Source organism: Streptomyces sp. NPDC048734, assembly GCF_043198675.1.
In the GTDB taxonomy this organism is placed as follows: domain Bacteria; phylum Actinomycetota; class Actinomycetes; order Streptomycetales; family Streptomycetaceae; genus Streptomyces.
In genome coordinates this window covers 102,802-121,653 of the sequence record NZ_JBICUZ010000007.1, presented here as the reverse complement: position 1 = coordinate 121,653, position 18,852 = coordinate 102,802, and the positions used below count along the sequence as shown (strand labels likewise).

The following is an 18,852-nucleotide window of genomic DNA, read 5'->3' as shown; positions in this document are numbered from 1 at the left end:
CCGGCCCGGCCCGCTCGGCCGCGGGGGGGGGCCGCCCCCCCGGGGGGGGGGGGGGGGGGGCGCCCCGGGGGGGCCCCCCGCCCCCCGCGGGCGGGGGGGGGGGGGCCGGGGCCCCGGGGGGGGGGGGGGGGGGCCCCCCCCCCCCCCCCCCCCGCCCCGGGATCCACTCCCGGCCCTCAGAGGGGCGCGGCGGGGTCCGGGCTGCCCGTAGGGGCACCGTGCGGGCCCGGGCCGACCCCCGAGGGCGCCGCGCGAGTCGGGACGACCCCGGAGGGGCGTCACGGGACCGGGGCGGCCCCGAGAGCCCCGAGAGGCTCCATGGGACCCAGAGGGGCCCTTGGGGGTCCCCGGGAGGGGTGCCGCGGAGCCCGAGGCGGCCCCCGGGGCCCGTCAGGGCTCCTGCGGCCCCGCCGCCGTCGCCGGCGTCGCCTTGCCCGCGGGCTCGTCGGGGACCGTCCAGGGCAGCTCGATGAAGACGGTCTTGCCGCCCTCGCGGGTGGGGCGGACCCGGAGCCTGCCGCCGCGCTCCGCGGTCAGCCATCTGATGATCACCATGCCTCGGCCGTTGTCCTGCTGGACTGCGGCCGGCAGCCGTTGGGGGAAGCGCGGGTGGCTGTCGGTGACGCCGACGTACAGCCGCTCGTCGCGGTCGAGGACGAGGTCCACGGTGAAGGTGGGAGACTGCCCGAAGGTGTGCTGTACGGCGTTGGTGGCCAGCTCGGAGACGATCAGGCGGACGGTGTCGGCCAGCTCCGCGGTGGCCGGGAGACCCCACTGCGCGAGGGTGTCGAGCACGTGGGTGCGGGCAGTGGACACCGAGGCGGGATCGCTCGGCAGAGTGACGGATGCTTCCAGGTGGTCTGCCATGGCGACGTCGTCCCTTTCCCACGGGACCGGAGTCCGACACGGTGCGGATGGTTCGAGTACGGTCCCGGACTGGTGCTTCGTCGCCAGAGTGCCACCAACACGCCGGTCACGGGTGGCGATCCACCAAGATGTGCATATACCTGTCGCTCGATGCGGTGAACTCTGCTACGGCGGAGCGTATGCGGACGGTCCGGAGGGAGTAGCGAGGTCCCGTGCAGCACGGTCCCGCGGTGCGCCGCCGGAAGCTGGGCGCCGAACTGCGGGTGCCGCGTTCCCGTGCGGGCCTCACCAGTGGTGAGGCGGCCCGCCCGGACCGTGGGCCGGTCTGCTCGCCGTACGCGACTCCAAGGACCCGGCCGGGCCGGTCCTGATCTTCTCGCCCGGGAGCTGGACGGACTTCACCGCCGCGTTCCGCTGACCCCGGTTCGTGGGCCGGCCGCAGTCTCCCGGCGCGCGGCCGTGTCACGCCGGCTCACGGCCGTGTCTCGTCGATGACCCGTACGGCGCGTTCGATCTGCGCCTCGCCGAGGTCCGCGCGGGCGGTCAACCTCAGGCGCGAGACGCCGTCGGGCACGGAGGGGGGACGGAAGCAGCCCACGGCCAGGCCTGCCGCCCGGCAGTCCGCCGCCCAGCGCACGGCCGCCTCCGGGGACGGAGCCCGCACGGAGACGACCGCGGCGTCCGGACGCACCGCCTGCAGACCCGCGGCCGTCAGGCGCGCGTGCAGCTCACCCGCCACCGCACGCGCGCGTGCCGCGCGTTCCGGCTCACGGCGCAGCAGCGTCAGGGCCGCCAGGGCCGCGCCCGCCGCCGCCGGGGCGAGGCCGGTGTCGAAGATGAACGTCCGGGCGGCGTTGACCAGATGGTCGATCACGCGCGCGGGTCCGAGCACGGCGCCGCCCTGGCTGCCCAGCGACTTGGACAGCGTGACCGTGACCACGACGTCCTGTGCCCCCGCCAGTCCCGCCGCGTGCGGCGCGCCACGGCCGCCCGCGCCGAGGACGCCGAGGCCGTGGGCGTCGTCGACGACCAGCCCGGCGCCGTGCTCCCGGCAGGCGTCGGCGAGGGCGGCCAGCGGGGCCGCGTCGCCGTCGACGGAGAAGACCGTGTCGGAGACCGCCAGGGCCGGGCCGCCGCGCGTGCCCAGCGCCTTGCGCACGGCGTCGGGGTCGGCGTGCGCGACGACCTGCGTCGTGCCGCGGGCCAGCCGGCAGCCGTCGATGAGCGAGGCGTGGTTGCCCGCGTCGGAGACGATCAGCGAGCCGTGCGGGGCCAGCGCGGTGACCGCGGCGAGATTGGCGGCGTAGCCGGAGGAGAAGACCAGGGCCGCCTCGGAGCCGCAGAAGTCGGCGAGTTCCCGCTCCAGTTCGGCATGCAGTTCGGTGGTGCCGGTGACGAGCCGGGAGCCGGTCGCGCCGCCGCCCCAGGTCCGTGCGGCCCGCGCCGCGCCCTCGGTGATCTCGGGGTGGCGGGCGAGTCCCAGGTAGTCGTTGCTCGCGAGGTCCAGGAGGGGCGAGGCGGCCGGACGGGGGCGCAGGGTCCGTACGAGTCCGGCGGTGCGGCGCTCCCGCGCCCGCTCGTCGATCCAGCCGAACGCCATGGCTCGTCCTCCGGGGAATTTGTAGGCAGTGGACAGACACTAGCCGTACGTCGCGTATCCCATGGTGTGGCAATACCCACACGTCGAATGCCCTTCGTTGTACGAACTCTCCCTGGCCCGCGCACGGGTCGGTAAGACAGGATCGGCTCTCATGGACCTGCTGAACACGCTGGTGGACAAGGGGATTCGGCGCGAGCTGCCGACCCGCGAAGAGGCGCTGGCCGTGCTGGCCACGTCCGACGACGACCTGCTCGACGTGGTGACCGCGGCCGGGAAGGTGCGCCGTCACTGGTTCGGGCGTCGGGTGAAACTCAACTACCTCGTCAACCTGAAGTCGGGCCTGTGCCCGGAGGACTGCTCCTACTGTTCCCAGCGGCTCGGCTCCACCGCCGGGATCCTCAAGTACACCTGGCTCAAGCCCGACGAGGCCTCGCGGGCCGCCGCCGCGGGGCTGGCCGGGGGTGCCAAGCGGGTCTGCCTGGTGGCGTCCGGGCGCGGCCCGACCGACCGGGACGTCGACCGGGTCTCCGAGACCATCAAGGCGATCAAGGACCAGAACGAGGGCGTCGAGGTGTGCGCCTGCCTGGGTCTGCTCTCCGACGGTCAGGCGGAGCGGCTGCGCGAGGCGGGCGCGGACGCCTACAACCACAACCTGAACACGTCCGAGGAGACGTACGCGGACATCACGACCACGCACACGTACGCCGACCGGGTGGACACGGTGCACAAGGCGCACGCGGCCGGCCTGTCTGCGTGCTCGGGGCTGATCGCCGGCATGGGCGAGTCGGACGAGGACCTGGTCGACGTCGTCTACTCGCTGCGCGAACTGGACCCCGACTCCGTCCCGGTGAACTTCCTGATCCCGGTCGAGGGCACCCCGCTGGCCAAGGAGTGGAACCTCACCCCCCAGCGCTGCCTGCGCATCCTGGCCATGGTGCGGTTCGTCTGCCCGGACGTCGAGGTGCGCATCGCGGGCGGCCGTGAGGTCCATCTGCGCACGATGCAGCCGCTCGCCCTGCACCTGGCCAACTCGATCTTCCTCGGCGACTACCTCACCACCGAGGGCCAGGCCGGCAAGGCGGACCTCGACATGATCGCGGACGCCGGGTTCGAGGTGGAGGGCGCGGGCGAGGTGACGCTGCCGGAACACCGGGCCGGCGGCGGGTGCGGGTCGCACGGGGGCGGCGGGTGCGGATCCCCCGAGGCCGCCGGCGGCTGCGGCGGGCACGGGCAGGAGGGTGCCTGCGGGTCGCACGAGGGCGGCGGTGTCCGCGGTGCGGCTCCCGCCCCGCAGACGTCGGCTCCCGCCCCGCAGGCGAACGAGGCCCGTACGGACCTGGTCGCCGTCCGCCGCCGGGGCGCCGGGACGGACCTCGCGCCCAATGCCTGAGCGGGACGTGTCCGGGCTGCTGGACCTCGACCGGCGGCACGTGTGGCATCCGTACGGTCCGATGCCGGGCCGGGTGGACCCGCTCGTCGTGGAGTCGGCGAGCGGGGTCCGGCTGCGGCTCGCGGACGGCTCCGGCGAGCTGGTCGACGGCATGTCCTCCTGGTGGTCGGCGATCCACGGCTACCGCCACCCGGTGCTCGACGAGGCGGCGCGGGCCCAGCTCGGGCGGATGAGCCACGTCATGTTCGGCGGGCTCACCCACGAGCCCGCCGTACGGCTGGCGAAGCTGCTCGTCGACATGTCGCCCGAGGGGCTGGAGCACGTGTTCCTCGCCGACTCGGGGTCGGTGTCGGTCGAGGTCGCGGTGAAGATGTGCCTCCAGTACTGGCGCTCGCTGGGCCGCCCCCGCAAGCAGCGGCTGCTGACCTGGCGCGGCGGCTACCACGGGGACACCTGGCAGCCGATGTCCGTGTGCGACCCCGAGGGCGGGATGCACGACCTGTGGACCGGGGTCCTGCCCCGGCAGGTCTTCGTCGGCCCGCCGCCCACCGAGTACGACGAGGCGTACGCGCGTGAGCTGCGTGCGGCGATCGGGCGGCACGCCGACGAGCTGGCCGCGGTGATCGTGGAGCCGGTGGTGCAGGGTGCGGGCGGGATGCGGTTCCACTCCCCCGCGTACCTGACGGTGCTGCGCGAGGCGTGCGACGAGCACGGCGTACTGCTGGTGTTCGACGAGATCGCCACCGGATTCGGCCGCACGGGCGCGCTGTTCGCCGCCGGTCATGCCGGGGTGACCCCGGACGTGATGTGCGTCGGCAAGGCGATGACCGGCGGTTATCTGACGATGGCCGCGACGCTGTGCACGGACCGGGTCGCCGACGGCATCTCGCGGGGCGAGGTGCCGGTACTGGCCCACGGCCCGACGTTCATGGGCAACCCGCTGGCCGCGGCGGTCGCCTGCGCCTCGATCGAGCTGCTCCTCGGGCAGGACTGGCTCGCGCAGGTCCGGCGGCTCGAGACGGGGCTGCGGGACGGACTGGCCGCGGCCGCCAACCTGCCGGGCGTGAAGGACGTACGGGTGCTCGGTGCCATCGGTGTCGTCCAGCTCGACCACGAGGTGGACATGAAGGCCGCCACGCGGGCCGCCGTGCGCGAGGGCGTCTGGCTGCGGCCCTTCCGCGACCTCGTCTACACGATGCCGCCGTACGTCACCGGTGACGAGGACGTGGCACGGATCGCGCGGGCCGTGTGCGCGGCGGCGCGGGAGGGATGACCATGCCGATCCTGGTGATCACGGGGACGGGCACGGAGGTCGGCAAGACGGTCACGACCGCCGCCGTCGCCGCAGCGGCGCTCGCGGCGGGCCGCTCGGTGGCCGTGCTGAAGGCCGCCCAGACCGGCGTAAGGCCGGACGAGCGCGGTGACGCGGACGAGGTCGCGCGGCTGGCGGGTGACGTCACGACCGCCGAACTGGCCCGCTATCCGGAGCCGCTGGCACCGGCGACGGCGGCCCTTCGGGCCGGGATGGCGCCCGTGCGGCCGCGTGAGGTCGCCGACGCGGCGGCCAAGCTGGCCACCGGGCACGACCTGGTCCTCGTCGAGGGGGCCGGCGGGCTCCTGGTGCGGTTCGACGAGGCGGGCGGCACGCTGGCCGACGCCGCGGAACTGCTGCGGGCGCCGGTGCTGGTGGTGGCGTCGGCGGGACTGGGCACGCTGAACACGACCGACCTGACGGCCCGTGAACTTCGGTTGCGAGGGCTTGAGCTGCTCGGCGTGGTGATCGGCTCCTGGCCCGATTCCCCCGACCTGGCGATGCGGTGCAACGTCACCGACCTGCCGGACGTCGCCGGCGCCCCGCTGCTCGGCGCGCTGCCCGCCGGTTCGGGGTCGCTCGCCCCGGCCGGCTTCCGCGCGGCGGCCCCCGGCTGGCTGGCGTCCCGCCTGGACGGGACGTGGGAGGCGGAGGCCTTCCGCAGCCGGACACGGCCGGAGCCCTGGAGCCGGTCCCCGGTCTCGCGAGGTGACCAGTAGTCCTCTTCCTCCTCTTCCTCGGCCCTCTCGGCCCCCTCGGCTCCCTGGCCGGGGAGGCCGAGCAGCTCGACGCGGGAGCGGGGGTGCGACGGGCCCGTACGGGGGAGAATCCAGGTAGGCCCGTCCGGCCCGGGAGGTCGCCATGCCGATACGGTCCGCCGGCTCCGACAAGGGGCCCGGCGATCTCGTCCACCACCCGCTGTTCGCGCGCTGTTACGCCCGGTTGAGCGTGGCCGCCGAGACCCGCGGGGGCCTGGCCGCGCTGCGCGGCCGGCTGCTCGCCGGGCTCTCCGGCCGCGTCGTCGAGATCGGCGCGGGCAACGGCCTGAACTTCGCGCACTACCCGAGTGCGGTCTCGGAGGTCGTGGCGATCGAGCCGGAGCGGTCGCTGCGCGCGCTGGCGGTGCGGGCCGCGCTGCGGGCCGAGGTGCCGGTGGATGTCGTACCGGGCGCGGCCGAGGCCCTGCCGGTCAAGAGCGAGGCCTTCGACGCGGCGGTGCTCTCGCTGGTCCTGTGCAGCGTGCGGGACCTGCCGCGGGCCCTGGCCGAGGTACGGCGGGTGCTGCGGCCCGGTGGCGAAGTGCGGTTCCTCGAGCACGGCACGGGCGGCGGCCCGGCCATGTCCTTCGCCCAGCGCGCGCTGGACCGGACGGTGTGGCCGCTCCTCAGCGGCGGCTGTCACCTCTCCCGCGATCCGGTCGGGGCACTGCGCGACGCCGGGTTCGAACTCGGCCCGTACCGGCGCCTGCTGGTCCCGGAGAACGGACCGGCGCTGCCCCCGTCCTACTGCAGACTGGGCACGGCCTGGCGGCCGGCCACCGACGGGGCGCCCCGCTGAGCGTGCTGTCCGGACATCGGGTTCAGGGAGCCGGCGAGGCCCCTCACCGGCTCCAGCGGCGCAGTTCCCGCGCGATGTCGTGAACCGACGCCTCGCCGGTCTTGGCCAGGCGTGCCAAGTCGCGGACCTGTTCGGGGGAGGTCACGACCTTCGCCCCGCTCGCCACCAGGTAGGCGTAGGCGACGGCGCACGCGAAGAGGGCGTTCGAGCGTTCCAGTGCCGGGACGTGCAGGAGGAGCTGCAGGAGTGCCGCCGCACGGGCGTGCGGCGAGTCGTAGACGGGGACGTCGAAGATCCGGGCGTCGTGGCGCGCCACCGCCGCCACCAGGGCACCCCAGTCGGTGACCTGGGGGTCTCCGGGTGTCTTCTGCTCGGCGATCATCAGGAGCCAGGCGAGGTCGATCGTGAGGTCGCTCAAGGGGTCAGCGGCGGTCTTCGCGGGTGTCGCCCTCGCGGAGCGTGCCGAACTCCTCCGCGAAGACGTTCTCGTACCGCTTCATGAAGTCGGCGGCGGCCTCGACGAACGTGTGGCCCGCCTCGCCGGTGTCCTGCCTGACCAGTTCCTCGATGTAGCGGTTGACGCTCATGCCGCGCGCGGTGGCGCGTTCGCGGGCGGCCTTGGCCGTGCCCTCGTCGACGCGCACGTTCAGCTGGGTCTTCGCCATACCCCGAAGCTAGCGCCGATCCGCTAGCACCGGCAAGGGCGCACGGGAGCCGAGAAGTGGTGCCGGGTGTGCGCCCGGGCACACCAAGCCCGCCCTGATCCGCTCCAGGACCGGCAGCGCTCCCGGGGAGGACCGATCCGGAGCCGGCGCGGGGCGTACGCACCCGGGGCGCCGGCCCCGCGGGACGTGAAGGCACCGGCGGTCCCGCGGGACGTGGTCGTGGCGGTGGCCGTCGACTCGGCGGCAGCGGCCGCGGTGGCGGTGGCGGTGGCGGCCCCGCCGACGGCGCCGGGGACCTCGCGGAGGAACGTGCCACCGGCCGTCGCACACGACCGGGGGCGCCGTCCGGGGAGCCGGTACCGGTGCCCGGGTGCGAACGGGCCGCGGGCGTCCGGATGCTGGAATCCGGCGCCGGAGTGCCGCTCGCGTGGTGGGATCGCCCCATGTCTGATCTGCGGATACGGGCCGCGACGCCCGACGACCTCGACACCGTGCTGGCCTTCTGGAAGACCGCCGCCGAGGGGACGAGCATCAGCGACGACCGCGAGGGTGTGGAGCGGCTCGTCGCCCGCGACCCCGAGGCGCTGATCCTGGCGGAGCGCGGCGGTGAGCTGGTGGGCACGGTGATCGCCGGCTTCGACGGCTGGCGCTGCCACCTCTACCGGCTGGCGGCGCACCCGGCGCACCGCCGTCAGGGAATCGGTGCGGCGCTGCTCGCCGCCGCGGAGGAGCGGTTCGTCCGGCTCGGAGGGCGGCGCGCCGACGCGATGGTGCTGACGCGCAACGAGACGGCCCATCATGCGTGGCGCGCGGCTGGGTACACGCCCGAGGAGAAGTGGCGGCGCTGGGTGAAGCCGCTGACCGGCTGAGCCGACGGCGCTCCGGTCGGCGGCCGGTCCGGGGCCGCCGACGACGGACCTTTGCCGATCCTTTACCCTTGGGGGGCCGTACGGACCGTACGGACCGTACGGCCCCCTTCACCGAGTCCTCGAAAGGTGTGAGCCTCCGCCCATGGGCGAGCCTCCTGATTCCCGACTGATTCCCGACGTCGCGCGATCCTCCCCCTCCTGCCCGATCATGGGACGGAGGTGAACCGGTGATGGAACTGCTGTTGCTGTTGGTGGCGATCCTGTTGTCACTCGCGTGCGGTGCCTTCGTCGCCGCCGAGTTCTCTTTGACCACGGTCGAACGCGGCGAACTGGAGCGGGCCGTCGAGCGCGGCGAACGCGGCGCGGCCGGTGCGCTCAAGGCCGTCCGCAACCTGACCTTCCAGCTCTCCGGCGCCCAGCTCGGCATCACCGTCACCAACCTGGTCGTCGGCATGCTCGCCGAACCCTCGATCGCCAAGCTGATCTCCGGGCCGCTGGAGTCGGCCGGTCTGTCGAGCACGACCGCGAGTTCCGTCGCCCTGGTGCTGGGCACGGCACTGTCGACGGTGTTCCTGATGGTCGTCGGCGAACTGGTGCCGAAGAACTGGGCGATCTCCACCCCGCTGGCCATGGCCAAGCGGGTGGGCAACGCGCAACGCTTCTTCAGCGCCGCCTTCCGGCCCTTCATCGGTCACCTGAACAACACGGCCAACCGGGTCGTCCGCCGCTTCGGCCTGGAGCCCGCCGAGGAGCTGGCCTCCGCCCGCGGTCCGCAGGAACTGGCGGCGCTGGCAAGGCACTCGGCCCGGCAGGGCGCGCTGGAGGCGGACACCGCCGAGCTGTTCGTGCGCACCCTGAACCTGGCCGACCTGACCGCGGAGAACGTGATGACCCCGCGCGTGCAGGTCATCGCCCTTGACGTCCAGGCGACCTGCGAGGACGTCGCGAACGCGACCCGGGCGACGGGCCTGTCCCGGTTCCCCGTGTTCCGCGGTGGCCTGGACACCGTCGTCGGCACCGCGCACATCAAGGACGTCCTGGCCGTCCCGGCGGAGCAGCGGGCGCGCGTGCCCGTCGCCGAGCTGATGCGCGAACCCCTGCTGGTGCCCGAGTCCCTCACCGTGGACCGGCTCCTCGACCGGCTCTCCGGCAAGCGGACGATGGCCGTGGTCATCGACGAGTACGGCGGTACGGCGGGCGTGGCGACCCTGGAGGACATCGTCGAGGAGGTCGTCGGCGAGGTCCGTGACGAGCACGACCCGCACGAGACGCCCGACCTGGCCCACGCGGGCACCGACGACGAGGGCCGCCGGATCTACTCCGCCGACGGCGCCGCCCGCACCGACCAGCTCGCGCGCGTCGGCCTGCACACCCCCGAGGGCCCCTACGAGACCCTCGCCGGGCTGGTGGCCACCGAGCTGGGCCGCATACCGGCCGTCGGCGACAGCCTGGACGTGGCCGGCTGGCGCATGGACGTCGTCGACGCGTCCGGCCGCCGGGCCGCACGCGTCCTGCTGCACGCCCCGCTCGCCCAGGACCACGTGGAAGGAGCGGACCGGTGACCGCCGTCCAGCTGCTGATCGGCCTGGCGACCCTGGTCGTCAACGCCTTCTTCGTCGGCGCGGAGTTCGCGCTGATCTCCGTACGCCGTTCACAGATCGAGCCGTACGCCGAACAGGGCGACCGGCGTGCCAAGAGCGTGCTGTGGGGCCTGGAGCACGTGTCCGCGCTGCTGGCGGCCGCCCAGCTCGGCATCACGCTGTGCACCCTGGTGCTCGGTGTGGTCGCCGAGCCGGCGATCGCGCACCTGCTGGAGCCGGTTTTCCACGCGCTCGGCGTCCCCGCGGGCGCGGGCCACGCGGTGTCCTTCGTGATCGCGCTGACCCTGGCGACGTATCTGCACATGCTGCTGGGCGAGATGGTGCCGAAGAACATCGCGCTCGCCGAACCGGTGCGCAGCGCCCTGCTGCTCGGACCGCCGCTGGTCACGCTCTCCCGGGCGCTGCGGCCGGTGATCTTCACGGTCAACGCCTTCGCCAACGGCCTGCTGAAGCTGCTGCGGATCGAGACGAAGGACGAGGTCACGGCCACGTTCTCGGACGCGGAGCTGGCGCAGATCGTGCGGGACGCCGGGGAGGCGGGCCTGCTCGACGACCGCGCCCAGGAGCGTCTGCACGACGCGCTGGAGCTGGGCCGCCGCCCGGTGCGGGACGTCGTCCTGCCGCTGGAACGCGTCGTCTACGCGCGCGTGGGGGTCACCCCGGAGGAGCTGGAACGGCTCGGCGCCGAATCCGGGTTCTCCCGCTTCCCCGTCGTCGACGAGGGGCGCCGGATCGTGGGCTACCTGCACGTGAAGGACGCGCTGGACGCCTCGCCGCGCGACGTGCCGTTCCGGGTGCGGGACCTGCGGCCCATCGCCCGGGTGCGTGAGACGACGCCGCTGGACGACGTCCTCACCGCGATGCGCGGCAGCCGCACCCACCTGGCGGCCGCGCTCGGCTCCGACGGGCGGCTCGCCGGGCTGGTCACCATGGAGGACGTGCTGCGGGAGCTGTTCGGGCAGCGGGCCTGAGACCGGGCGGCGTGCGGACCTGGGACCGGGCGGCGGGGGGTGACCGACCGCTGGGTATGGCGTGCGGGTTACCATCTCTGACGCCATGCAGACGAACACCACTCCCCCGCACTCCAGCCTGGTCGCGGTCGGCGACTCCTTCACCGAGGGCATGTCGGACCTGCTGCCGGACGGCACCTACCGGGGCTGGGCGGACCTCCTCGCGGGCCGGATGGCCGCGCACACGCCCGGCTTCCGGTACGCCAACCTCGCGGTGCGCGGCAAGCTGATCGGCCAGATCGTCGAGGAGCAGGTGCCGGTCGCGGCCACCATGGGCGCCGACGTCATCACCCTGGTCGGCGGTCTGAACGACACCCTGCGGCCCAAGTGCGACATGGTCCGGGTGCGGGACCTGCTGACCGAGGCCGTGGAGCGGCTGGCCCCCTCCTGCAAGCAGCTCGTGCTGATGCGCAGCCCCGGCCGGCAGGGCCCGGTGCTGGAGCGGTTCCGGCCGCGCATGGAGGAGCTGTTCGCCTGCGTCGACGGCCTCGCCGCCCGGCACGGCGCGCTGGTCGTCGACCTGTACGGCGCCCCGTCCCTGGGCGACCCGCGGATGTGGGACGTGGACCGGTTGCACCTGACGGCCGAGGGACACCGCCGGGTCGCCGAGGCGGTCTGGCAGGGCCTCGGGTACGACCCCGAGGACACCGGGTGGCACGAGCCGGTACCCGCGACCGTGCCGCCGGCCTGGGTCGCGCGGCGGGTGGCCGACGCCCGGTTCGCGCGCCGGCACCTGCTGCCGTGGATCGCCCGCCGCCTCACCGGCCGCTCCTCGGGCGACGGCCTGCCGCCGAAGCGTCCCGACCTGCTGCCGTACGAGGGACCGCGGGCGTAGCCGCGCGTGACCCGGGTCTCGTAGGTTCCGCCGAACGGGGGCACGGCGCCGGCCTGCACGAATCGCCAGTAGAATCCGTACACGTGACTTCCGCTCCCGCCAAGCCCCGCATCCCCAACGTCCTCGCCGGACGCTACGCCTCCGCCGAGCTCGCCACGCTCTGGTCGCCCGAGCAGAAGGTGAAGCTGGAGCGTCAGCTCTGGCTCGCCGTGCTGCGGGCCCAGAAGGACCTCGGGATCGAGGTGCCGGACGCGGCGATCGCCGACTACGAACGCGTCCTCGACCAGGTCGACCTGGCCTCCGTCGCCGAGCGCGAGAAGGTCACGCGGCACGACGTGAAGGCACGGATCGAGGAGTTCAACGACCTCGCCGGGCACGAGCAGGTCCACAAGGGCATGACGTCCCGCGACCTCACGGAGAACGTGGAGCAGCTCCAGATCCGGCTGTCGCTGGAGCTGGTCCGCGACCGTACGGTGGCGGTGCTGGCGCGCCTCGGCAAGCTGGCCGGAGAGTACGGCGAGCTGGTCATGGCCGGCCGCTCGCACAACGTGGCAGCCCAGGCCACCACGCTGGGCAAGCGGTTCGCGACGGCGGCCGACGAGCTGCTCGTGGCGTACGGGCGGGTCGAGGAACTGCTCGGCCGCTACCCGCTGCGCGGCATCAAGGGCCCGGTCGGCACCGCCCAGGACATGCTCGACCTGCTCGGCGGCGACGCGGGCAAGCTCGCGGAGCTGGAGCAGCGGATCGCCGGGCACCTCGGCTTCTCGCAGGCCTTCACCTCGGTCGGCCAGGTCTACCCGCGCTCGCTGGACTACGAGGTCGTCACCGCGCTGGTGCAGCTGGCCGCCGCGCCGTCCTCGCTGGCGAAGACGATCCGGCTGATGGCCGGGCACGAGCTGGTGACCGAGGGCTTCAAGCCGGGCCAGGTCGGCTCCTCCGCGATGCCGCACAAGATGAACACCCGCTCCTGCGAGCGCGTCAACGGCCTCATGGTCATCCTGCGCGGCTACGCGTCGATGACCGGCGAACTGGCGGGCGACCAGTGGAACGAGGGCGACGTGTCCTGCTCGGTGGTGCGCAGGGTGGCGCTGCCGGACGCGTTCTTCGCGCTCGACGGTCTGCTGGAGACGTTCCTGACGGTGCTCGACGAGTTCGGCGCCTTCCCGGCCGTCGTCGCCCGTGAGCTGGACCGCTACCTGCCGTTCCTGGCCACCACCAAGGTCCTGATGGGCGCGGTGCGGGCGGGCGTGGGCCGGGAGCTGGCGCACGAGGCGATCAAGGAGAACGCCGTGGCCTCCGCGCTGGCCATGCGCGAGCGGGGCGCCGAGCGCAACGAGCTGCTGGACAAGCTCGCCGCCGACGAGCGCATCCCGCTGGACCGCGCGCAGCTCGACGCGCTGATGGCCGACAAGCTGTCCTTCACGGGGGCCGCCGCCGACCAGGTGGCCCTCGTCGTCGGCCGGATCGAGGAGATCGTGAAGCAGCGGCCGGAGGCCGCCGGTTACACCCCGGGGGCGATCCTCTGACCCGCTTCACCCAGGCGGAACTGGAGGCCGCCCGCGACCGTCTCGTACCGGACGTCGTCGCGGGCGGCCTCCGGGTGCTCTTCTGCGGCATCAACCCGGGCCTGATGTCGGCGGCGACCGGCCACCACTTCGCCCGGCCGGGCAACCGCTTCTGGCCGGTGCTGCACCTGTCCGGCTTCACACCCAGGCTGCTGAAGCCGGCGGAGCAGCGGGAGCTGCTGTCGTACGGGCTCGGCATCACCAACGTGGTGGCGCGGGCGAGCGCGCGGGCCGACGAACTGACGGCGGAGGAGTACCGCGAGGGCGGCCGGCTGCTCCGGGAGAAGGTGCTCCGGCTGGAGCCGCGCCTGCTGGCGGTGGTGGGCGTGACCGCGTACCGGGTGGCGTTCGACGACCGTACGGCCAAGGTCGGTCCGCAGGAGCGGACGATCGGGGACACCCGCGTGTGGGTGCTGCCCAACCCCAGCGGGCTGAACGCCCATTGGACGACGTCGACGATGGCGCAGGAGTACGCGCGGCTGCGGGTGGCGGCGGAGGGGTGAGCCCGGGTTCGGGCGGGGTCGGGGCCACCGGTCACGGCGGGTCGGTCCCGGTGACCGGCGGGAGCGGCCGGCCCTCGTCGTCCCGGCCGACGCCGGCGACACCGAGGGCCGCCCGACGGTCGTGCTCGGACTCCTGCGACGTCCATGGGATGCGGTGAGGCGGCCGTCGTCGACCACGGGCGCCGTGTCAGGTGCCCGGCCCGCTCAGGCGTCCTGGCGCCGCACCCGCCACGCCCCCGCCGCGAGGGCCGCCGCCGTCCACAGGGCGGTCACCGTCAGCCCGGTCCACGGTCCCAGGGCACCGTCCCACGTGCTGTGGAGGGCGACCTGGCCGGCCCGGTCGGGGAGGAGGTCGGCGACGGAGCCGGACATGTCGCCGACCACGAAGGACACGATCAGCAGGAACGGGACGAGGATGCCGAGCGTGGCGACCCCGCTGCGCAGGACGGCCGTCAGCCCGGTGGCGAGCAGGGCCATCAGCGTGAGGTAGAGGCCGCAGCCGACGGCCGCACGCAGTCCTTCGGCCGTGCCGAACCCCGCCGCCGGCCCGCCGAGTGCCTCGCGGCCCACGGCCCAGGTCAGCAGGCCGGTGGTCAGGCCCACGGCCAGGACGGGCAGGGCGATCGCCGTGGCCTTGGCGGCGAACCAGCGGCCGCGGCGCGGGACCGCGGCCAGGGACACGCGCAGCGCGCCGCCCTGGAACTCGGCCGCCACCGCCGTCGTCCCGAAGGCCACCGCCGCGATCTGGCCGAAGCTGACGCCGAAGAAGGCGGAGAACAGCGGGTCGGCGTCGTCGGCGTCGCTGTCGGCGACGGCGAGCAGGGAGAAGGCGACGGTGGTGAGCAGGACCGCGCCCAGGGTGGCGGTCTGGGACCGCAGCGTGCGTATCTTGATCCACTCGGCGTGGAGCGCGGGCGTGAATGCCATGGTCAGGCCTCCTGGGGAGCGGCCGCGAACTCGGTGTCGGCGGCGGTCAGATCGAGGTAGGCCTGCTCCAGCGTGCCTTCCTCTGCGGTCAGTTCGAGCAGGGGGACGCCCGCCTCGGAGGCGAGCCGGCCGATGTCGTCCACGCGCGCGTGGTCCACAGTCCAGTGCCCGTCGTCGTGGGCGGCTGCCTCGTGACCGTGGCGGGCGAGGGCCTCCTCCAGGGCGGCGGGGTCGGAGGTGCGGACGCGGACCCGGGGCCGCACGCGCGCGTCGACGAAGTCCCGCAGGGAGGTGTCGGCCAGCAGGTGGCCCCGTCCGAGGACCACGAGATGGTCGGCGAAGGAGGCCGTCTCGTTCATGAGGTGACTGGAGACCAGGACGGTGCGCCCCTCGCCCGCGAGCCGGCGCAGCAGCCCGCGGATCCAGACGATGCCTTCGGGGTCGAGGCCGTTGGAGGGCTCGTCGAGCAGCACCACCTCGGGGTCGCCGAGCAGGGCGGCGGCGATGCCCAGCCGTTGCCGCATGCCGAGGGAGTACGTCCTCACCCGGCGGCGCGCGGCCGGTGCGAGCCCGGTCTCCTCCAGTACCTCCTCGACCCGGCGGGCGGGGATGCGGTTGCTCGCGGCGAGGGCCCGCAGGTGGTCGCGGCCGGTGCGGGAGCCGTGCGGCGCCTGGGCGTCGAGCAACGCCCCGACGTGGCGCAGGGGTTCGGGCAGCGTGGCGTAGGGGCGGCCGCCGATGCAGGCGGTTCCCGAGGTCGGCCGGTCGAGGCCGAGGACGAGGCGCAGGGTGGTGGACTTGCCGGCGCCGTTGGGGCCGAGGAAGCCGGTGACGCGGCCGGGCAGGACACGGAAGGTGAGCCGGTCCACGGCCCGCCGGGGGCCGAACTCCTTGGTGAGGTCGCGCACGTCGATGCTGGTCATGGCTCCACGGTGGCCCTCGGACCGGGTGCTGGTCCTCCCCCGTCGGCGGGGTCCGTCTCCCCCGCCCGGGGGAGGGCGCCTGTCGGTGGTGCCTGTCACGATGTCCGCATGGGCCGCTTCCTGCGCCCGCTGCTGCGGGGGACGACGTACACACGACTGCTGCACCTGTGGGTGCCGATGCTGGTCGTGAGCGTCTGGATCTTCGTCGACCCGTCGCGGCCGTGGGTGCCCGCGGCGGCGCTGCTCCCGGTCGGACTGATCCCCGCGGTGCGCACGGGTGAGGGGGTGCAGGCGCGGTTGCTGCTGACGGCGGGCGCGCGGGACCCGGCGTTCTCCGTGACTCCGGCGACGGCCTGGCGGGACCGGTTGCGCACGGTGCTGTGGCTGGAGGTGCGGATGGCCCTCGGACTGGTGACGGTCTTCGCCTGTGTCCGGCTGCCGGTCCTGGCCTACCAGTTGGCCGAGACGGCGCGCGGGCGCGTGCCCGACGACGTCCCGGTGCTCGCCGGGGCGACGCCGCACTGGGGGTACGCCCTCCTGGTGCCGCTGCCGCTCCTGGCCTGGTACGGACTCGTCGTCGGGCTCGGTGCGGCGGCCGCCTCCCTGGCGCGGCTGCTGCTCGGACCGTCCGCGGGTGAGCGGCTCGTGGCGCTGGAGGAGCGCACCGAGCAGCTCCTGGAGCGCAACCGCATCGCGCGCGAACTGCACGACTCCATCGGCCACGCCCTGACGGTGGCCGTGGTGCAGGCGGGCGCGGCACGGGCGACGGGCGACCCCGCGTTCACCGAACGGGCGCTCGACGCGATCGAGGAGACCGGCCGGGCCGCTCTGGAGGACCTCGAGCGCGTCCTCGGGGTGCTGCGCGAGGCGGAGCGGCCGGTGAGCGCCCGGCCGACGCTGGCCGAGGCCGACCGGCTGCTGGAGTCCGCGCGCGCGTCGGGCGCGAAGGTGGACGCCGAGCTGACCGGGCCGCTGGAGACCGTGCCGGGCCCGGTGTCCCGCGAGGGCTACCGCATCCTCCAGGAGGCGCTGACCAACGCGCTGCGGCACGCGGGCTCCGTTCCGGTCCGGGTCAGGGTCGAGGTCGCCGAGGGCCGGCTCGGCCTGGAGGTCCGCAATCCGCTGACCGCGCGCGTGTCCGCAGCTCCGGGGCGCGGCAGTGGGCTGCGGGGCATCCACGAGCGGGCCGCGCTGCTCGGCGGGCGGGCGTCGACCGGCCCCGACGAGGGCGACTGGCAGGTGCGTGCGGAGCTGCCGCTGCGCTGATCTACGCTGACCGGATGCCGGTCACCGTGCTCCTCGTCGACGACGAACCCCTGGTGCGTGCCGGGCTGCGGGCCGTGCTGGGGGCGCAGCCCGACATCGAGGTCGTCGGGGAGGCCGCGGACGGGGCGGCGGTGATCCCGCTGGTGCGGCGACTGCGGCCCGACGTCGTCGCCATGGACGTACGGATGCCGTTGATGGACGGGATCGAGGCCACGCGCGCGGTGCTGCGGACGGTGGAGGGGCCACCGCGGATCCTCGTCGTGACCACCTTCGAGAACGACGAGTACGTGTACGAGGCGCTGCGCGCGGGGGCGGACGGGTTCCTGTTGAAGCGGGCCCGGCCCGCGGAGATCGTGCACGCGGTGCGGCTCGTCGCCGAGGGCGAGTCGCTGCTGTTCCCGGCGTCGGTGCGGCGGCTGGCCGCCTCGTACGGCGAGGGGCCGGGGAGCCGGGCGGCGCGGGACCTGCTGGAGCGGGCGCGGCTGACCGATCGGGAGGCCGAGGTGCTGCGGCTGATGGCGGGCGGGCTGTCCAACGCGGAGATCGCCGCGCGGCTGGTTGTCGGCGCGGAGACCGTCAAGTCGCACGTGAGCGCGGTGCTGGCGAAACTGGCGGTCCGCGATCGCACGCAGGCGGTGATCGCGGCGTACGAGTCGGGGTTCGTCGCGACGGGCCGGACCGGCGGGTGAGGCGGGCCGGTGCGCCGTCCGCGCTCGCCCGGGTGCCGTGCGCCGAGTACGATCCGCCCCACACGCGCACGAGCTGGGAGGACGGACGTTGGGGCGGCTGACCGGCGGGGATCCCTCGCTGTTGCGAAGGATCAATTCCGCGGTGGTGCTGCACGCGCTGCGTGCCGCCGACTGCGCGACGCTGACGGAGATCACGCGGGTGACGGGGTTGTCCCGGCCGACCGTCGAGGGGGTCGTCGAGGACCTCATAGGGGCCGGCCTCGTCGTCGAGAAGGCCGCCGAGGAGGGCGCCGCCCGTCGGCAGGGGCGTCCGGCACGCCGGTTCCGGTTCCGGGCCGAGGCCGGTCACCTGCTGGGTCTGGAGATCGGGGCGCACCGGGTGGCCGTGCTCCTGGCCGACCTGGACGGGCGGGTACTGGGCGCGCAGGCGAAGGACGTCGCCGAGTCCGCGCCCGCCGACGAGCGGCTCGAACGGCTGCGGACCGCTGTGGCCGAGCTGCTGCGGCGGGCCGGGGTCCCGCGCAGTTCCCTGCGGGCCGTCGGCGTCGGCACGCCCGGCATCGTGGAGGCGGACGGGACGGTACGGCTGGGTACCGCGCTGCCCGAGTGGACGGGGCTGCGGCTGGGCGAGCGGCTGAGCCGTTCGTTCAAGTGCCCGGTGCTGGTGGAGAACGACGCCAACGCGGCGGCCGTGGCCGAGCACTGGAAGGGTTCCGCCACCGAGTCCGACGACGTCGTGTTCGTACTGGCCGGGCTGAGTCCGGGCGCGGGTTCGCTGATCGGGGGGCGGCTGCACCGCGGGTACGGCGGGGCGGCCGGGGAGATCGGCGCGCTGCACCTGCTGGGGCGCGGGGTGACGCCGGAGACGCTGCTGTCCACGACGGACGAGCCGCTGCACCCGCTGGACGAGCAGGCGGTCGCCGAGGTGTTCGCGCAGGCCCGCGAGGGCGACCGACAAGCGCGGGCGGCCGTGGAACGCTTCATCCAGCGGCTCGTCCACGACGTGGCCGCGCTGGCGCTCGCCCTCGACCCCGAGCTGGTCGTGGTGGGCGGCTGGGCGGCGGGACTGGACGGCGTACTGGAGCCGTTGCGGCGGGAGTTGGCGCGCTACTGTCTGCGTCCGCCGAAGGTGGCCCTGTCCCTCCTCGGGGAGGCGGCCGTGGCGACGGGGGCGCTGCGGCTGGCCCTCGACCACGTCGAGGAGCAGCTCTTCGCGGTGGAGGGCACGGTGACGGGCCGCGCGTGAGGCGTGTCCGGCGGTCCGAAGGGCGGC

General features: G+C 74.4%; 19 protein-coding genes and 2 pseudogenes. 15 read left to right on the top strand and 6 right to left on the bottom strand.

Translation table 11 applies throughout. The annotated features are described in order from the left end of the window. Positions 1–390: 390 nt before the first annotated feature. A complete protein-coding gene (locus ACGFQC_RS20025) occupies positions 391–867 on the bottom strand; it encodes an ATP-binding protein (RefSeq protein WP_363089823.1) in 477 nt (158 codons plus the stop codon). Between the two features lie 212 nt (positions 868–1,079). Here ACGFQC_RS20025 and ACGFQC_RS20020 point away from each other — a divergent pair. After that, a pseudogene (locus ACGFQC_RS20020) lies at positions 1,080–1,175 on the top strand (transcriptional regulator); the annotation flags it as partial. Between the two features lie 2 nt (positions 1,176–1,177). Continuing rightward, a pseudogene (locus ACGFQC_RS20015) lies at positions 1,178–1,285 on the top strand (DUF397 domain-containing protein); the annotation flags it as partial. A 54-nt stretch (positions 1,286–1,339) separates the two neighbouring features. On the opposite strand, the gene ACGFQC_RS20010 reads toward ACGFQC_RS20015, so the two are convergent. Beyond that, positions 1,340–2,467: an 8-amino-7-oxononanoate synthase gene (locus ACGFQC_RS20010; protein WP_363089824.1), complete on the bottom strand. Its 1,128-nt coding sequence runs from the start codon at positions 2,465–2,467 to the stop codon at positions 1,340–1,342. 151 nt (positions 2,468–2,618) lie between these two features. Here ACGFQC_RS20010 and bioB point away from each other — a divergent pair, with 151 nt between their 5' ends. From bioB to ACGFQC_RS19990, 4 genes are all read left to right on the top strand, one after another. Beyond that, positions 2,619–3,857, top strand: a complete 1,239-nt coding sequence (gene bioB, locus ACGFQC_RS20005) for a biotin synthase BioB (RefSeq protein ID WP_363089825.1) — start codon at positions 2,619–2,621, stop codon at positions 3,855–3,857. Next, positions 3,850–5,130, top strand: coding sequence for an adenosylmethionine--8-amino-7-oxononanoate transaminase (locus ACGFQC_RS20000; RefSeq protein ID WP_363089826.1), 1,281 nt, complete (start codon positions 3,850–3,852; stop codon positions 5,128–5,130). Before bioB ends, ACGFQC_RS20000 begins: the two co-directional genes overlap by 8 nt. A gap of 2 nt (positions 5,131–5,132) precedes the next feature. Beyond that, positions 5,133–5,888, top strand: coding sequence for a dethiobiotin synthase (gene bioD, locus ACGFQC_RS19995; RefSeq protein WP_363089909.1), 756 nt, complete (start codon positions 5,133–5,135; stop codon positions 5,886–5,888). Between the two features lie 142 nt (positions 5,889–6,030). Next, positions 6,031–6,726: a class I SAM-dependent methyltransferase gene (locus ACGFQC_RS19990; protein WP_363089827.1), complete on the top strand. Its 696-nt coding sequence runs from the start codon at positions 6,031–6,033 to the stop codon at positions 6,724–6,726. Positions 6,727–6,769: 43 nt separating this feature from the next. Here the strand turns inward: ACGFQC_RS19990 and ACGFQC_RS19985 are convergent, their stop codons facing one another. Both ACGFQC_RS19985 and ACGFQC_RS19980 read right to left on the bottom strand, forming a co-directional pair. Beyond that, positions 6,770–7,144 (bottom strand): fic family toxin-antitoxin system, toxin component, encoded by a 375-nt coding sequence (locus ACGFQC_RS19985; protein WP_363089828.1) that lies wholly within the window; start codon positions 7,142–7,144, stop codon positions 6,770–6,772. A gap of 4 nt (positions 7,145–7,148) precedes the next feature. Then, positions 7,149–7,391, bottom strand: a complete 243-nt coding sequence (locus ACGFQC_RS19980) for a toxin-antitoxin system HicB family antitoxin (RefSeq protein ID WP_363089829.1) — start codon at positions 7,389–7,391, stop codon at positions 7,149–7,151. Between the two features lie 443 nt (positions 7,392–7,834). Between ACGFQC_RS19980 and ACGFQC_RS19975 the strand changes: the two genes are divergently transcribed. The 6 genes from ACGFQC_RS19975 to mug all read left to right on the top strand — a co-directional run bounded on the left by ACGFQC_RS19975 (position 7,835) and on the right by mug (position 13,774). Next, on the top strand, positions 7,835–8,260 hold the full coding sequence (locus ACGFQC_RS19975; RefSeq protein WP_363089830.1) for a GNAT family N-acetyltransferase: 426 nt from the start codon (positions 7,835–7,837) through the stop codon (positions 8,258–8,260). 227 nt (positions 8,261–8,487) lie between these two features. Continuing rightward, a complete protein-coding gene (locus tag ACGFQC_RS19970) occupies positions 8,488–9,822 on the top strand; it encodes a hemolysin family protein (protein ID WP_363089831.1) in 1,335 nt (444 codons plus the stop codon). Then, positions 9,819–10,832: a hemolysin family protein gene (locus tag ACGFQC_RS19965; protein ID WP_363089832.1), complete on the top strand. Its 1,014-nt coding sequence runs from the start codon at positions 9,819–9,821 to the stop codon at positions 10,830–10,832. The genes ACGFQC_RS19970 and ACGFQC_RS19965 overlap by 4 nt, the downstream gene beginning before the upstream one ends. An 85-nt stretch (positions 10,833–10,917) precedes the next feature. After that, positions 10,918–11,706 (top strand): SGNH/GDSL hydrolase family protein, encoded by a 789-nt coding sequence (locus tag ACGFQC_RS19960; protein WP_363089833.1) that lies wholly within the window; start codon positions 10,918–10,920, stop codon positions 11,704–11,706. 83 nt (positions 11,707–11,789) lie between these two features. Beyond that, a complete protein-coding gene (purB, locus tag ACGFQC_RS19955; protein WP_363089834.1) occupies positions 11,790–13,232 on the top strand; it encodes an adenylosuccinate lyase in 1,443 nt (480 codons plus the stop codon). Next, a complete protein-coding gene (gene mug, locus ACGFQC_RS19950) occupies positions 13,229–13,774 on the top strand; it encodes a G/U mismatch-specific DNA glycosylase (RefSeq protein WP_363089910.1) in 546 nt (181 codons plus the stop codon). Before purB ends, mug begins: the two co-directional genes overlap by 4 nt. Before the next feature lie 204 nt (positions 13,775–13,978). Here mug and ACGFQC_RS19945 read toward each other — a convergent pair whose 3' ends face one another. Together ACGFQC_RS19945 and ACGFQC_RS19940 are read right to left on the bottom strand one after the other, a co-directional pair. Further along, the gene (locus ACGFQC_RS19945; protein ID WP_363089835.1) at positions 13,979–14,701 is read right to left on the bottom strand and encodes an ABC transporter permease; all 723 of its coding nucleotides are present in this window, start codon (positions 14,699–14,701) and stop codon (positions 13,979–13,981) included. A gap of 2 nt (positions 14,702–14,703) precedes the next feature. Further along, positions 14,704–15,624: an ATP-binding cassette domain-containing protein gene (locus ACGFQC_RS19940; protein ID WP_363089836.1), complete on the bottom strand. Its 921-nt coding sequence runs from the start codon at positions 15,622–15,624 to the stop codon at positions 14,704–14,706. A gap of 108 nt (positions 15,625–15,732) precedes the next feature. Here ACGFQC_RS19940 and ACGFQC_RS19935 point away from each other — a divergent pair, with 108 nt between their 5' ends. The 3 genes from ACGFQC_RS19935 (at position 15,733) to ACGFQC_RS19925 (ending at position 18,825) form a co-directional block, all read left to right on the top strand. Further along, on the top strand, positions 15,733–16,890 hold the full coding sequence (locus ACGFQC_RS19935) for a histidine kinase (protein ID WP_363089837.1): 1,158 nt from the start codon (positions 15,733–15,735) through the stop codon (positions 16,888–16,890). 14 nt (positions 16,891–16,904) lie between these two features. Further along, entirely contained in the window at positions 16,905–17,579 is a 675-nt protein-coding gene (locus ACGFQC_RS19930) for a response regulator transcription factor (RefSeq protein WP_363089838.1), read from the top strand. Between the two features lie 88 nt (positions 17,580–17,667). Further along, on the top strand, positions 17,668–18,825 hold the full coding sequence (locus ACGFQC_RS19925) for an ROK family transcriptional regulator (protein ID WP_363089839.1): 1,158 nt from the start codon (positions 17,668–17,670) through the stop codon (positions 18,823–18,825). The last annotated feature ends 27 nt before the right edge of the window (positions 18,826–18,852 follow it).

Bases quoted from the DNA above. Each gene is read 5' to 3' on its own strand.
- ACGFQC_RS20025 (WP_363089823.1), bottom strand. From the start codon at position 867: ATGGCAGACCACCTGGAAGCATCCGTCACTCTGCCGAGCGATCCCGCC.
- ACGFQC_RS20010 (WP_363089824.1), bottom strand. From the start codon at position 2,467: ATGGCGTTCGGCTGGATCGACGAGCGGGCGCGGGAGCGCCGCACCGCC.
- bioB (WP_363089825.1), top strand. From the start codon at position 2,619: ATGGACCTGCTGAACACGCTGGTGGACAAGGGGATTCGGCGCGAGCTG.
- ACGFQC_RS20000 (WP_363089826.1), top strand. From the start codon at position 3,850: ATGCCTGAGCGGGACGTGTCCGGGCTGCTGGACCTCGACCGGCGGCAC.
- bioD (WP_363089909.1), top strand. From the start codon at position 5,133: ATGCCGATCCTGGTGATCACGGGGACGGGCACGGAGGTCGGCAAGACG.
- ACGFQC_RS19990 (WP_363089827.1), top strand. From the start codon at position 6,031: ATGCCGATACGGTCCGCCGGCTCCGACAAGGGGCCCGGCGATCTCGTC.
- ACGFQC_RS19980 (WP_363089829.1), bottom strand. From the start codon at position 7,391: ATGGCGAAGACCCAGCTGAACGTGCGCGTCGACGAGGGCACGGCCAAG.
- ACGFQC_RS19975 (WP_363089830.1), top strand. From the start codon at position 7,835: ATGTCTGATCTGCGGATACGGGCCGCGACGCCCGACGACCTCGACACC.
- ACGFQC_RS19960 (WP_363089833.1), top strand. From the start codon at position 10,918: ATGCAGACGAACACCACTCCCCCGCACTCCAGCCTGGTCGCGGTCGGC.
- ACGFQC_RS19945 (WP_363089835.1), bottom strand. From the start codon at position 14,701: ATGGCATTCACGCCCGCGCTCCACGCCGAGTGGATCAAGATACGCACG.
- ACGFQC_RS19940 (WP_363089836.1), bottom strand. From the start codon at position 15,624: ATGACCAGCATCGACGTGCGCGACCTCACCAAGGAGTTCGGCCCCCGG.
- ACGFQC_RS19935 (WP_363089837.1), top strand. From the start codon at position 15,733: ATGGGCCGCTTCCTGCGCCCGCTGCTGCGGGGGACGACGTACACACGA.
- ACGFQC_RS19930 (WP_363089838.1), top strand. From the start codon at position 16,905: ATGCCGGTCACCGTGCTCCTCGTCGACGACGAACCCCTGGTGCGTGCC.